This is a genomic window from Mesorhizobium sp. M0152 (assembly GCF_040322415.1).
Classification (GTDB): domain Bacteria; phylum Pseudomonadota; class Alphaproteobacteria; order Rhizobiales; family Rhizobiaceae; genus Mesorhizobium.
In genome coordinates this window covers 115037-128733 of record NZ_JAMYTH010000002.1, presented here as the reverse complement: position 1 = coordinate 128733, position 13697 = coordinate 115037, and the positions used below count along the sequence as shown (strand labels likewise).

The following is a 13697-nucleotide window of genomic DNA, read 5'->3' as shown; positions in this document are numbered from 1 at the left end:
CTAACTCGCCTGGCCGGCTGTCTTCGGGATCAGCCGTGCGTGCGCCCTTGTCTTCGTCGTACGGTCGAGGTCCGCCAGGACGGCGAGCGAGGTTGCCTTGTCCTGCCCCTTCATCGATTGCTGCAGCGCGGCTAGCGCGGCCTGGACATCCGGCCACTGCGCGACATCCGTGCTCAGGCCAAAAATCTTCGAGGTGCTGAGTTCGACCAGTTCCTCGTCTTCGCCGTGCAGCGTCTCGTGGAGCTTCTCGCCTGGCCTGATGCCGGTGAAGCGGATCGGAATGTCGCTGTATGGGCTCTTTCCCGCCATGCGGATCATCGTCTCGGCAACTTCGAGGATCGGCACCGGCTTGCCCATGTCGAGCATGTAGACGGCGTAATCCTGGCCGGCCGGGCGCGACGCGGCGTCGGCGGCGGACATGATGACCAGGTCGACAGCTTCGGCGACAGTCATGAAATAGCGCGTCATGCGCCGGTCGGTAATGGTGACGGGTCCGCCGGCCTCGATCTGCGCCTGGAATATGGTCGCCACCGAGCCATTGCTGCCGAAGACGTTGCCGAACCGGACGGCTATGAACTTGGTGGCGGAGCGGCGCCCGGTCGGCTCGCTGGCCGCTGTTCCGTGCAAGGCGCTGACGATCTGTTCGGCGGCACGTTTTGTCATGCCGAGCACGGATGACGGATCGACGGCCTTGTCGCTCGATATCAGGACGAATTGCGCCACCCCGCACTTGGCGGCAACCTCGGCGCAGACGAGCGTGCCGAAGACATTGGTCTGGATGGCCGATTCCCAGTTCTCCTCGAGCAACGGCACGTGCTTCAGCGCCGCGGCGTGGAAGATGATGTCGGGCTTGAATTCCGTGACGACACGCGTCATCTGGCGCCGGTCCGCGACATCGACGATGCGGACCTTGAGCCGGTCGTGGTCCTTCTCCTCGACGTACTGGTTCAACTGGAAGATGCCGAACTCGGAGTTGTCGGCGACCAGCACCGCCTCGGCCCCCAGTTCCAGCGACCGCTTGACCAGCGTGCGGCCGATGGACCCGGCGCCTCCCGTAACCAGGACGCGCTTGCCGCCGACGAAGGCGCCGATGCGCTCGATATCGGAGGGCACCGTCTGGCGGCGCAGGATGGTTTCCATCTCGACCGCGTCCAGAACGAGCTTTCCCTGGCCCAGCTGCGAGAGCCCCGAGAACTGGACGACCGCAATGTCGGCATGCCGCGCGACGCGGACAAGCTCCGAATATTCCTCGATCTCATGCTCGGCTCCGCTGCCGAAAATCAGGAGATCGAGGCTTTGGGTGCCGGATGTATAGCCCTCGAGGACCTCGACCAGGCGCGGCCGGGTCGCCACCACGGGAACGCCTTGGATCCGCGTGCCCAACGGCGCACCCTGCTCGGTCGCCATGATGCCGGCGATCGAGTGATCGGCCGGCTGCGCCGTGCGTGTGAAGCGGATGATCAGGTCGGCCTCGCCGAGCCGGCCGACGAACAATGCCTGCTTCGTCTGCGCCCTGTCGGCCTCGCGGTTCAAGATGCCCCAGCTCGCGCCGTCGCGCAGGAAGCGGTAGAACAGCCTGGGCGCGGATATGATGGTGAAGGAGACCAGCAAAAAGACGATGAACTGGCGCTCGTTGAGCCCTTGCACAGGCTGGAAGGAACGAACCAGCAGCGAGACCAGGTAAAGAGTGAGCGTCAAAATCGCGCAGCTCTTCAGGATGTTGAAAAAGTCCGGCGTCGAGGCAAAACGCCAGACCGTGGTGTAGAGCCCGCAATACCGGAACAGCAGATGGCCGATGAGAACGATGCTCGCCCAGGTGGCCAGACCCTCGGTGGACAGCGCATCGAACGAAAGATCCGACCGCGACAAAACGAGGCTGAGCGCCACCGCGACCAGGACCATGACCACGTCCTGGACCATGATGAAGACACGCCGCATCTCCGGCCTGAGTCCGAACACAGCTTCCAGGTAAGAATTCATGGGGTAGTACTAGACTCCAGGCTTTCGGAGATGGGCAACAGCGAGGTGCGGACACGAAGACATTCGCGGCCGATCACTCCCACAAAGCGCCATCTCCGGCCCCCGCCGTACCGTATCGCATACTGCGCGCGTGAGGGCATAGCTAGAGGTTTTTTTGGGATGAGCGCGCGAATAAACGTAAGCTTGAGCCGCAATTCTCAGATGATTGCTGCCAAGCCCGCAGGGAACCTGCGACTTTCGGACACGTGCAGCTTCAGCGTGCATCCAGTCTTGCCGCAGTTGACTCTGCTTCCGACCTCGTTACGACGCAATCCGTTGCCATAAGCTCATGGTAATAGCTATTAAGAGGTCGCCGTGGTTCGTCACCGACCCTGATGAAACAAAATGCCTGAACAGCAGATGCGACACTTCCCACAATGATTTATGCACTAAACGGCGCTCTTGACGACATCTCGAAAGCGATGAGGCTGCACAGGGTCTGGGTCGCGCTTGCCCATGAGGACATCGGCGACCAGCACAGACGCACGACGCTCGGCCCGCTTTGGATGCTGGTCAACTATTTCGCTTTCGTCGGCACATTTGCCTTTGTTTTCGTGACCAAGGACGCAAGCAACCCAAGCTATATAGCCTATGTGGCCATCGGCATGCTGGTGTGGTTCTATCTCACCGAGACCATCACCATGAGCGTGTCTCTCTTTCAGCGCGAAGCGAGCTTCATTCAAGGCACGACGCTGCCGTTGTTCGTATATGTGATGCGATTGACGATGCAATGCATCATCCGGGCTGGGTATTCGCTGGCGGGTTGCGTTCTTATTTTGCTTTTGAGCGGTTACGGAATCAACACAAACTGGCTGCTGTCCTTGATGGGTTTGTTGCTCCTCATCCTAGCAACCCCTGCATTTGTGGTGGTTTTTGCGTTCCTCGGCGCATTCTTTCCCGATAGCGAGTTCATAGTTGGCAACCTGATGCGGGTGGGCATGTTCTTCACGCCGGTCTTCTGGGTCTATAGCGGGCAAGATGGCGTTCAAGAATATGCCTATCATTGGAACCCGTTCACCTATTTCCTGGAGGGCGTGCGCGAGCCGATCACGGCAGGCATATTTCCAGGGCATGCCTTGGCGGTGACAGGTTATTTCTGCCTCGGCCTCTGGGCTATTGCGCTGCTGCTGCTGGGCCTTTATCGCAAGCGCATCGTTTTCCTGATCTGAGTTCCATGACCTCCATCACACTGAACAATGTCAGCCTCGTCTATCGCCTGTTTGAAAAGTTGACGCTTTCGGCGCCCGGCCGGCGTCGGAGCGCTCTCGGCGGCAACATAGCCAAGTCGGGCACCAAACAGGTCGTGCAGGCGCTCGACGGTGTCAGCTTCGAGCTCAAGGCGGGCGACCGGTTAGGGCTTGTCGGCCCGAATGGCGCCGGCAAGACCACCCTGCTCAAGGTTCTATACGGAATCTACCAGCCCTCGGGTGGCACGATATCGATCGCGGGCAAGGTCGATGCCCTGTTCAACATTCATATAGGGTTTCGTCCCGAGGCCACCGGGCGCAGAAACATCGTGCTGAGGGGATTGATCAGCGGGTGGACGGCAGCCGAGATCGAAGAGAAGATGGAAGAAATAATCGATTTCAGCGAACTGGGCGACTTCATCGACCTGCCGTTCAAGGCGTATAGCCAAGGCATGGCGGCACGATTGGCATTTGCAGCAGCGACCGCGCTTGAGCCTGAAATTCTGCTCATGGACGAATGGATCGGCGCCGGCGACGCGTCATTCCAGGAAAAAGCCAAACGACGGATGGACGAACTGGCGGAAAAGGCCGGCATCATCGTGCTGGCCAGCCACGACGACGCCCTAATCCAGCGTGTCTGCACGAAAAAAATGACACTTCGAGCTGGCCGGGTGGAGTCGCTGACTTAAGAGCGCCTGCGATTAGTTGGCCTCATGATCTCGTGAGCTTAATTTTCGGCGCTGCGACCAAGCGTGATTTTGACTATCCGTCGGACACCGCGATAGAGGGGCCTGAGGACCCTGAACGCTATTGGCGATTTGGCCACGATTGATCTCTTGATCGAGAAGACGAGGCCATGAAAAGCTCTTCTCACCCCCAGGTTTCCAAATTCCACCGGAACTCCATTGGCGCATAATGCCTGCAATTTGGCCTCCAGCATTACATAGTTGTGAGCAGCGTGCCCCTCAGTCATCACGTGTCGGAAGGTATAGCCGGCGTCGATTGCGACATAGGCTATGGTCCGTTCGATGGCATGGACCAAACTCCCATCGCGATAATCCATGTCGGCAAAGTCGTCCCAGCTCCATTCATGTTCGAAAAGCTTCCTTAGGGCAGCAGGACGAAACCAGTACATTCCACCATAAGGCGCGACTGGCGTACTATCGTCCAAATGCACGATCAGGCGCAGTTGTCTGGCCAGCTTTGCAACAGTGGCTCTGTTACCAGCCCATGCGTTTCCCAAGGTCGGGTAGCCGATCTGAACCACTGGTGGCATAACCAGACCAAGCGCTGGATTGCCGACAAAGAGCTCAAGCAAGTTTTCGACATATCCAGGCGTGTGGAGAAGGTTGTCGAAATTGTGGAGCTTAAACAGCTCTCCCCTTGGGCCGTCCTGGGGAGATCGTTTGGAATGGATCCGGCAGATCAGGTCGTAACGGTCCTCGAGCACGTAGTCCCGGCACCCTACAAGGAGAGCTGAAGTATCCCTTCCGTCGTTCTGGACGACCAGGACGACCGCATTCCTGGCGTTCGTCGCCTTCGCGACTGCTTGCCGAATCAATGCCTGCTTATTGGCATTGTCGGTCGTGACGATCAGGTCGTAGCCTTTCGGCACGTTTTCGGCATAACCCAGAATCTCGTCGATCATGTCGACGTGATATACATGCGCGAGGATCGCTATCCGATAATCGTCCCAATTCCTTTGCGGACCGACCTGTACATCCGGCAGGACGGACAGCAACGCGGCGTTGCCGTTTAGCGTGCGAGGCGGACCCAGGCGGCCGACGCTCTTCCATATTAGCGACAAATCATAATCTGATTGGTTCTCTACGATCTGCAAGGCACGCGGCAGGTTGATGGCCTCGCGCTCGAGAAACAGCGTGTCATGAAAAAAGAGGCGCCGCTTCAGGATCGGGCTCCGGTCCTCCAGCGTTTTGTCCGGCTCCATGAAAACCGGGTATGGCGTCTTGTATCGTTCCGGATCGAGCAATACCGAACAGGTATAGCCCAAAGCCTGAAAATGCGCCGTGAACACCGTCTCGTGCTTGGCAACTGATTCCATATAGGAGCGGATCGGCACCATCTGGGTCCAATAATCACGAAACGCCTTCGACTGATGCAAGGACCGGCGCACCGCGATGAAATGGGAGTTGAGATGGAAGGGCAGTTCCGATCTTCTGACGTCGAACGGATGGGGTCTCATCGCCCTGTGAGCGGAAATTCCCCAGAAATCACAGCAACGCTGGTCCATCTCGGAAAACAGTTCCGAAAACGGGAAAATCGGGCCGTAGAACGTGTGATTGAACAGCAAAATCTCGTCGAAGCGCGAAAGTTCATCCCACCCGATAAGTTCGAGGCCGGCTCGATAGGCCCATACATCGAACCCTTTGTTTTCCCTGGTCAGGAAACCATCAGCGGCCTCGGAAAGACGAGACTGAGCCTCTTCGTCCACCGGGCCGTTGCAAACCACCAGCAGTTTCTCAGCAAAAGGCCGGATCGACGCAATCAGGTGAAAATAGTAATCATCTACCTTGCCGTATTGATCGTAGTAAAATGCAATTGCTAAGCGCCTCATCGACTATCTCTCTCTGGTGCAAATGGCACTTAGAATTAGAACGCTCCGATATGGGATCGCCGGCGGCGCAGAACCACTTCCTGCCACGCAAACATCATCGAGACGCGGTGTTTCCAGGTTGCGTCATCGATGCCCGTGATAGCGTTGAAAGACAGGTATTCCAAGACCGCTGGTTGGAATGGCACTATCTGGCAGGACGTCGGCCGCACCCATTAAACCATTCGGCGCCGATAAAAAAGGACCGGCCACATGCGATCTTCTACGCGACGCGGGAGGATGCCAAGTTGCGCCTCAACCCCAATCACTGTAGTCGACATCCATTCTCGTTTATATGGGGCCGCCCAGTGGATACAACGGCAACTAAGAAACAGGTCCGGTACGCTTACCTCAGCGCACTGCGGGGCATCGCAGCTCTTTGGGTAATATCGGTCCATGTCGCCCACATGCCGCAGCCTCATATGGAATTGCCGCCTTGGTTCGACCTCTACGTTGCGAATGGTGTTTGGGGAGTGCAACTGTTTTTCGTCGTTAGCACGTTCTCTCTCTGCCTCATGCAACCAAGTCATGCTGACGAGCAACGCCCCCTTTTGGGTTTTGCCTTGCGCCGCTTCTTCCGAATCGCGCCGCTGTTTTACCTCCTGGTCGCGTTCACGATACTATCCAACTTCAATCCGGCTAACTTCCCGCTCAACGTGAAAACGATTCTTTCGAACGTGACGTTCATTTTCAACCTGATGCCAGGATATGGCTATCAGACATCCATCGTCCTGGCCGGCTGGACGATCGGCACTGAAATGATGTTCTACCTGATCTTTCCGTTCGTCTACGCCCGTACCAAGAACGTATGGTCGGCGACGGCAGCGATGCTTATCAGCTTGGCCGTCGCAAAGGTCTTCAGCATGACGGTTTCCCTGTTCACGACCGACCCGGCCAGTTACCAACTGTATTCAATCTTTCACCACCTGCCGATTTTCATGTTCGGCTTCATAGCCTTTTGGACACTGCCCTTGCTCAAGGATCGACCCAACAGCAAGCAGATTGGCGTCACATTGCTGGCTTCTGTTCCTGTGCAGTTCTATGCGACAGCAGGAGGCTCGGTGCCCTTCATCGAGCCGTATCATTGGTTAGGCGTGATGTTCGCCAGTCTGGTCGTTGGCCTCGCTCTCTGCCCGATCCGCCTACTCGTCAACGGCGCTACCGCGTGGGTCGGCGAGATCAGCTTCTCGGTTTATCTTGTCCACAGCCCGATCATTGTTTTTCTGTTCCCGATCTATAAGCAGATACAGGAGTCGGGAGGGGGAAGGATAGAAACGTTTGTTTCCTGCTTTGTGCTGACGCTGGGGTGCGTCCTTCCAACTGCTGCGATGACCTATCACATCTTGGAGAAGCCGACCAACAATTGGGGCAAGCGGCTTGCCTCTCGATTGGCAGGACGAAAAGAGCGGCCCAGATTGGTCGTTCGTGAAGCAGCCTAGGGCTCGAAGCGGGTTGCTAACCTTTGAGCGCAATTATCCTTTGCAGAACGCGATCTCCCAAGTTTCCGAATTCCGCCGATGCCCCGCCCGCACAATGCCGGCAAGCCACGCATCGCTCTAATTTCGCCCTGCTCTAGCTAGCCTTCGAGCTGCGCGATAGAAAGGGCGCATGGCATAAAACAAGAATGACGATCGATGTAGTAGTGACCGCTTAATGGCAAACCGTAAGGCACGCGAAGCTTCTCGAATCTGCAATGTTTGGGATGAAATACCTTTTGTTTGACCTTTCAGGCTATCTATATGGGCATAAAAGAAGTTTCGGGGCGACAACGCCAAAACCTTTTGAATTTTATATTCAAGCATAGTATAATTTATTGAAGCATCATCTGTCGTTATAATATGTTGAGCCGTATACCCCGCATCCTGGGCGACATACACAAAGATGCGCTCAAGAGCATGGGGAAGATCGCCATCGCCATACTGCCCTTCGAGGGGAAACTCCTCCCAACGGAACTTATGCAAGAAGATTTTACGCAATGCCGCCGGCCGAAACCAGAACATCGATCCGTAGGCAGCAACTGGCGTATCCTCATCAAGAGGAATGGTCAAATCCAATTGCTTCATCAATTCAATGACTCTTGGCTTGTTGGCAAACCAAGCATGGCCGAGGGTCGTGAAGCCGATATGGATAATCGGCGGCATCGCTATTCCTATTGCGGGATTCGACTGAAACATCTCGAGAACGTTCGATACATACCCCTTACTGTGAAGCAGATTCTTCAAGAGATGATTCTTGAAGACGATGCCTTGAGTGGCCGGAACCTGCGGCGTTTTTTTTGTATGGAGCCTGCAAATCAGGTCATAGTCACCGCTAAGGATGATGTCGCGACAAGTGATCAGCAACGACGCCATGTCTCGACCTCTGTTCTGCTCCACGACCAAAACAGTCGTTTTTCTGATTTTTGGATACTTGGAAGCGATCCTCTCTATTTCATTTCTTTTCCCCTCTGTGTCCGTGGTCGCTATAAGATCGAAACTCTCAGGGATATTATCCGAATATCCAAGAATTTCATCCAACAACTCTACATAGAAAACGTGCGCACAGACAGCAACACGCAACGACACTCTATCGGGAACTGGCGAGAAAATGGGCACGTCTGGGAAAACTGACATCAAAGAAGCATTTGTATTTAAAATGCGAGGCTGCGTGGTTCTTGCGATATTCTTCCAGACAAGGCTTAGATCATAAGTCGAATGCTCCTCGATACGCCGCAGGACGTTGGGTAGAATAATAGCCCAAGCGTCGTGAAAAACCGGATCATGGAAAAAAAGGCGCCTTTTCAAAATTGGCAGCCTATCTTTTATTGACTCCTCAATATCAATAAACGATGGGTATGGAGATCCGTATTTGTCTGGATCTTGGTACACACTTACTCTGTAGTTTAGCCTTATGAAATGATGGGTAAATCTGGATTCGTGCTTTATAACCGATTCGTCGTAACTATTTATATCCTCCATTGAATCCCAGTAATGCTTGAAAGCAAGGGAAGTTAGCATAGGCTTGCGAACTGCGATGAAATGAGAATTGATATGGCGGCGCAATGGTGTTCCAGGTTTGAATGGATTTTCAGCCATCTCTTTATGCATGGTAATACCCCAGAAGTCACAGTCTCTCGACTCCATAACCTCGAACATCTCAGAGAATGGAAAAATTGGCCCATAGAATGTATGATTGTACAACAAAAGCTCATCAAAATCGGCCAACTTTTCATAACCCACTGCCTCAATCGCGGTTTTGTAGGCCCAAACATCAAAACCCTTGTTTTCGCGAATTATTATTCTGTCAACTACTTTTGAGACAGAAGATTCCGACCCTTTTGTCAATGATCCGTTTGATACAAACACCGTTGTATCCACAAACGGCTGAAATGATTTTACCAGATGAATCATATATTCATCGACAATGCCTTCTTCATCATAAAAGAACGCTATGGCTAGGCGTTTTGTCATGGTTTACTCTCGGTGAGGAGCGAAGATAGAGGACGGAGCTGCACGTTGAGGTGAAATGGCAGTTCAGGTTTCATCGAGTCGAGAGGATGTGGGCGTATCGCACGATGTGCCGATATGGGGCATAACACATGCGCCTTTCGACTCGAGATGCGGGTTCTAGCCAATTTGTGAATCGATCCACTCGGAAAGCTGGCCGATTCCCTCGTCTACACTTTTCAAAGGTCGCCATTCCAATTCGCGGACTGTCCTGTCAATGTTGGCGACCGCGCAGCGCACATCGCCGTTGCGGAACATGCCGTTGACGTGCGGTTCCGGCGCGCCGTATCTTTTTGCGACGACCCTTGCCAGGTCAAGAACCGTGGTCTTGGAACCGGTGCCGACATCATAGGCGAGCGACTGCGCCAGATCCGTGGCCGTGGCCTTGTCGAGGGCAGATGCCACATCGTCGATGAAAACGAAGTCCCTTCCGATATCCCCGTCCTCATAGATCGGGATGCTCTTGCCTTCCTTGGCCATCCGGATGAACAACGAGACAATTCCCGTGTAGCTGTTCGTCAGCGATTGGCCAGGGCCGTATACGTTCTGAAGGCGAAGCACGTTGACGGCAGTTCCGAACGAAAGTGCCCAAGCCCGCAATATCTGTTCCTGGGTTAGTTTCGTCGCCCCGTAGATACTGGTTGGATTCGGTATCGTTTTCTCCGCGACCATTGGGAGAGGTTCAAGTCCGGGAAAATCCCACTCCGCGCGTTCAAGCTGCTGCTTCGATCTCTGGCCCGGATAGGTTACTTCGCCTGCTTTCTTGGACCGCCATGCCCCTTCTCCGTAAACGGCACGACTCGAAGCCAGAACAAAGCGTTCCGGGACGTGCGATACTGCCGCGAAGGCGTCCAACATGCGGGTTGTGCCAACTACATTTGTTACAGCGTGGCGTGAAGCCTCTGTGAGCGATTGCCCTGTGCCCGTTTCAGCCGCCAAATGCACCACGACTTCCGGTCGGGCGATTTCCAATACCCGCGCCCACGCCGAAGCTTCCGTCACATCGGCGATCAGGAGTTCAACGCGAGGGTCAAGCGCGGCGGGACGTTTTTGTTCCGCATGGATTTGCGGATGCAAATTGTCGACGACAATTACGCGCCCGAAGCGGTCTGCCAACTTAGTCGACAGCGCACAACCAATGAATCCAGCTCCGCCAGTCACAACACACATTTTTGACATTCAATCAGCATTCCATGTTTCGTTGACTCGGTCATTCGCCATCAGCACCAACCTAGCTTGAATAGATTAGAGCCGCGAACCTTTAGCTGTGTCCGCACGAACACAGCAAGGACTTGGCTAACAGCTTATTTGCCCACGCCTGGCCACCGCACATTTTGGAACACCAACCTGGCATTGCTTGAAAATGCACGCAGAGGGGCGGTGACTCGCCAACTTGTTGAGTTCTTAAATTCTTCAACAGCAAGCTCCGTTTGCTTTATTTTTGCCTCAAGTGCAGTCGTCAGCGCTTGCGCCCGCATAGTCTCCTTGTCGCGCCCTTCGATCTGTCGTTGCCACTCTTCTCGGCTCAGCGCAAAGTGTGCCTCGCACTCGCTCGCCCGCGCTGCCGCCCGCTCGCGCTCGACCGTCAGCGCAGCAATCTCGCCGTCACGCTGTTCGATCTGCCGCCGCCACTCTTCGCGGCTCAGCGCGAACTGCGCTTCCGCCTGCCTCACCGCATGGGCCGTATTCTCGTGATTAGCGACCGCTTGACCGAGATGGGCGAACGCCGTCCGTACCGCTCCTATGCTGGAATCTTGTTGACCGGCAGCGAAAAGCGCCTCGACTGCCTTCGGATAACTGTCGCCAAGTCCCAGAACGCCAAGCCCGTGCCCGTGCAGAAACTCGAAATGCGGCCGACCTGCCGAGATTTCGTTCCAGAGACGAAAGACGCCGAAACCGCGCTCTCGCACATTCGTATCGTGAAAGAGCACGACGGCGTTTTGCGAGAGTTTCGGCCGCCAGGCGTCGAAGTCATGCCGAACAGCGTCGTAGGTGTGTAGACCGTCGATGTGCAACAGATCGATGCTGTCGTCCTCGAAATGACTAATGGCCTCGTCGAATGTCGACCGCACTAGGCGCGAGAAGGAGCCATACTTTGGAGCGTGGTAGGCGGCCAGATCGGAATAGACTTCCTCTCCGTAAAAGCCCGCATGTTCGTCACCTGTCCAAGTGTCGACCGCGTAGCAGTTGCACGTTAGACGCAATAGCTCAATGGCCTGGCAGGCGGCACAATAGGAGACCCCGTTATGCGTGCCAAGCTCTACAAACCGACGAGGTTGGAGCGCATCGACTAGCCAAAACATGAATGGGACATGCTCGACCCATGCAGATGGAGCCATGAGGTCAGGGAACCGGAATGTCGTCGAATTGAAAGGAATCATCGCCATCTTCCAGGTCCCGGCAAAGGCATCGTCAAGCAGTCCGAAGAAGCCGGCGCACCACCTTCCCCGTTGAATCCTGCCAGTCCGGCGCCGTCCATCCGAACGCCGTCGCAAACCTCGCCGTCGAAAGCCGTGAATTGGCGGGGCGGCGCGCCTTGGTCGGATAGCCGGTCGTAGCGATGTCCCGTACCCGCGCCCAAGGGCCACCAAACACGCGGCTTGTGTCCAGTATATGGCGGGCAAAGCCGCTCCAGCTGGTCTCGCCGGTGCCGGCCAGGTGATAGGCGCCGAACGCGCCGAAGTTCTTGTCGCCATGCAGCATTGCCGCCGCATGCAGGATCGCGTCGGCGATATCAAGCGCGGAGGTGGGATTTCCCCACTGATCGGCCACCACCGAAATCTCGTCCCGGTCGGCGGCGAGGCGCAGCATGGTTTTGACGAAATTCTTGCCGAACGGGCTGTAGACCCAGGCGGTGCGCAGGATCACATGGCGCGGGTTGGCGGCGGCGACCGCCTGTTCGCCGGCAAGCTTGGAGGCGCCGTAGACGCCGAGCGGTGCGGTCGGGTCGGTTTCGACGTAGGCGCGGTCCTTCGAGCCGTCGAAGACATAGTCGGTCGAGAGATGGATGACGGGAACGCCGAGCCGCGCGGCCGCTTGCGCCACCTTGCCGGCACCGACGGCGTTCACCTGGAATGCCAGGTCGGGCTCATCCTCGGCCTGGTCGACGGCCGTGTAAGCGGCGGCCGACACGACGATGTCCGGCTTCGCCGCCGCGATGGCGTCGATCACCGTATCGGGGTTTGCCAGGTCGAGTTCCGGGCGGCCGATGGCGATGACCTCGACGCCGGCGCGCGCCTGGCCGGCCTCCAGAAGGCTCGCCGCGACCTGGCCCTCGCGCCCGGTGACAACGAGCCTCATACGGCCTCCTTGCGCGCTTCGCCCAGCCTTTCGCCGGCGTAGCGCTGCTCGCGGATCGGGCCCCACCACCATTTGTTGTCGAGGTACCAGTCCACGGTCCGCGCCAGGCCGCTGTCGAAATTCTCCCTCGGCTCCCAGCCGAGGTCGCGAGCGATCTTGGAAGCATCGATGGCATAGCGCCGGTCGTGCGCGGGACGATCGGTGACGAAGGAGATCAGGTCGCGATAGCTCTTGCCGCCGGCCCGGGGGCGCCTGGCGTCGAGCAAGTCGCAGATCGTCTCGACGACGGCGAGGTTCGTCCGTTCCGAATTGCCGCCGACATTGTAGCTCTCGCCGGGCGTGCCCCTGGTCGCAACCAGTTCCAGCGCCCGCGCATGGTCCTCGACGAACAGCCAGTCGCGCACATTGGCGCCGGCGCCATAGACGGGCAAGATTTTTTCATCGAGCGCGTTGAGGATGACGAGCGGGATCAGCTTTTCGGGAAAATGATAGGGGCCGTAATTGTTCGAACAGTTGGAAAGCACGACCGGCAGGCCGTAGGTCTCGTGCCAGGCCCGCACCAGATGGTCCGAGGCCGCCTTGGAGGCGGAATAGGGCGAGGACGGCGCGTAAGGCGTCTCCTCGACGAACATGCCGCCGTCGAACGGCAGATCGCCGAACACCTCGTCGGTCGAGACGTGGTGAAAGCGGAAGCGGCTCTTCCTGTCGCCGGAAAGGCCGCGCCAGTATTCCAGCGTGGCATTCAGGATCCGGTAGGTGCCGACGATGTTGGTCTCGATGAAGGCGCCCGGCCCGTCGATCGAGCGGTCGACATGGCTCTCGGCGGCGAGGTTCATGACGATGTCGATGTCGTCGCGGCGCAGGATCTCGAGCACCGCCCTCTCGTCGCAGATATCGGCCTGGGCGAAGCTGTAATTATGGGCATTCTCGACCGGCCGCAGCGAGGCCAGATTGCCGGCATAGGTCAGCTTGTCGAGATTGGTCACGCGGTTGGCCGGGTTGGCGCACAAATGCCTGCACACCGCCGAACCGATAAAGCCGGCACCGCCCGTCACCAGAAAATTCATGCCGCTGTCCTCATGCCCTTTGTCTCTT

General features: G+C 56.7%; 10 protein-coding genes. 3 read left to right on the top strand and 7 right to left on the bottom strand.

Annotated elements, in window-relative coordinates; all coding sequences use genetic code 11:
• Entirely contained in the window at nucleotides 1-1980 is a 1980-nt protein-coding gene (locus tag NKJ26_RS02775; protein ID WP_352693475.1) for a UDP-N-acetylglucosamine 4,6-dehydratase, read from the bottom strand.
• Between the two features lie 416 nt (nucleotides 1981-2396).
• On the opposite strand from NKJ26_RS02775, the gene NKJ26_RS02770 reads away from it, so the two are divergent.
• Together NKJ26_RS02770 and NKJ26_RS02765 are read left to right on the top strand one after the other, a co-directional pair.
• Nucleotides 2397-3188: an ABC transporter permease gene (locus tag NKJ26_RS02770; RefSeq protein ID WP_352693474.1), complete on the top strand. Its 792-nt coding sequence runs from the start codon at nucleotides 2397-2399 to the stop codon at nucleotides 3186-3188.
• 59 nt (nucleotides 3189-3247) lie between these two features.
• Nucleotides 3248-3895 (top strand): ABC transporter ATP-binding protein, encoded by a 648-nt coding sequence (locus tag NKJ26_RS02765; RefSeq protein ID WP_352693472.1) that lies wholly within the window; start codon nucleotides 3248-3250, stop codon nucleotides 3893-3895.
• Nucleotides 3896-3933: 38 nt separating this feature from the next.
• On the opposite strand, the gene NKJ26_RS02760 is transcribed toward NKJ26_RS02765, so the two are convergent.
• The gene (locus NKJ26_RS02760) at nucleotides 3934-5781 is read right to left on the bottom strand and encodes a rhamnan synthesis F family protein (protein WP_352693470.1); all 1848 of its coding nucleotides are present in this window, start codon (nucleotides 5779-5781) and stop codon (nucleotides 3934-3936) included.
• 50 nt (nucleotides 5782-5831) lie between these two features.
• On the opposite strand from NKJ26_RS02760, the gene NKJ26_RS02755 reads away from it, so the two are divergent.
• Nucleotides 5832-7256, top strand: coding sequence for an acyltransferase family protein (locus tag NKJ26_RS02755; protein WP_352596516.1), 1425 nt, complete (start codon nucleotides 5832-5834; stop codon nucleotides 7254-7256).
• Between the two features lie 117 nt (nucleotides 7257-7373).
• Here the strand turns inward: NKJ26_RS02755 and NKJ26_RS02750 are convergent, their stop codons facing one another.
• The 5 genes from NKJ26_RS02750 to rfbB all read right to left on the bottom strand — a co-directional run bounded on the left by NKJ26_RS02750 (nucleotide 7374) and on the right by rfbB (nucleotide 13669).
• Nucleotides 7374-9266, bottom strand: coding sequence for a rhamnan synthesis F family protein (locus NKJ26_RS02750; RefSeq protein ID WP_352596514.1), 1893 nt, complete (start codon nucleotides 9264-9266; stop codon nucleotides 7374-7376).
• Nucleotides 9267-9422: 156 nt separating this feature from the next.
• Nucleotides 9423-10481 carry an NAD-dependent epimerase/dehydratase family protein gene (locus NKJ26_RS02745; RefSeq protein WP_352693468.1) on the bottom strand — a complete coding sequence of 353 codons (1059 nt, stop codon included), beginning with the start codon at nucleotides 10479-10481 and terminating at the stop codon, nucleotides 9423-9425.
• 125 nt (nucleotides 10482-10606) lie between these two features.
• Nucleotides 10607-11689: a class I SAM-dependent methyltransferase gene (locus NKJ26_RS02740; RefSeq protein WP_352693466.1), complete on the bottom strand. Its 1083-nt coding sequence runs from the start codon at nucleotides 11687-11689 to the stop codon at nucleotides 10607-10609.
• 25 nt (nucleotides 11690-11714) lie between these two features.
• The gene (gene rfbD / locus NKJ26_RS02735) at nucleotides 11715-12602 is read right to left on the bottom strand and encodes a dTDP-4-dehydrorhamnose reductase (protein WP_352693464.1); all 888 of its coding nucleotides are present in this window, start codon (nucleotides 12600-12602) and stop codon (nucleotides 11715-11717) included.
• Complete coding sequence (gene rfbB / locus NKJ26_RS02730; protein WP_352693462.1) at nucleotides 12599-13669, bottom strand: dTDP-glucose 4,6-dehydratase; 1071 nt, start codon at nucleotides 13667-13669, stop codon at nucleotides 12599-12601. Before rfbB ends, rfbD begins: the two co-directional genes overlap by 4 nt.
• Between the last annotated feature and the right edge of the window lie 28 nt (nucleotides 13670-13697).

Coding starts and splice junctions, on each gene's coding strand:
- NKJ26_RS02740 (WP_352693466.1), bottom strand. CDS start 11,689: ATGGCGATGATTCCTTTCAATTCGACGACATTCCGGTTCCCTGACCTC.
- NKJ26_RS02760 (WP_352693470.1), bottom strand. CDS start 5,781: ATGAGGCGCTTAGCAATTGCATTTTACTACGATCAATACGGCAAGGTA.
- NKJ26_RS02770 (WP_352693474.1), top strand. CDS start 2,397: ATGATTTATGCACTAAACGGCGCTCTTGACGACATCTCGAAAGCGATG.
- NKJ26_RS02750 (WP_352596514.1), bottom strand. CDS start 9,266: ATGACAAAACGCCTAGCCATAGCGTTCTTTTATGATGAAGAAGGCATT.
- NKJ26_RS02745 (WP_352693468.1), bottom strand. CDS start 10,481: ATGTCAAAAATGTGTGTTGTGACTGGCGGAGCTGGATTCATTGGTTGT.
- NKJ26_RS02775 (WP_352693475.1), bottom strand. CDS start 1,980: ATGAATTCTTACCTGGAAGCTGTGTTCGGACTCAGGCCGGAGATGCGG.
- rfbD (WP_352693464.1), bottom strand. CDS start 12,602: ATGAGGCTCGTTGTCACCGGGCGCGAGGGCCAGGTCGCGGCGAGCCTT.
- NKJ26_RS02755 (WP_352596516.1), top strand. CDS start 5,832: ATGGGATCGCCGGCGGCGCAGAACCACTTCCTGCCACGCAAACATCAT.
- rfbB (WP_352693462.1), bottom strand. CDS start 13,669: ATGAATTTTCTGGTGACGGGCGGTGCCGGCTTTATCGGTTCGGCGGTG.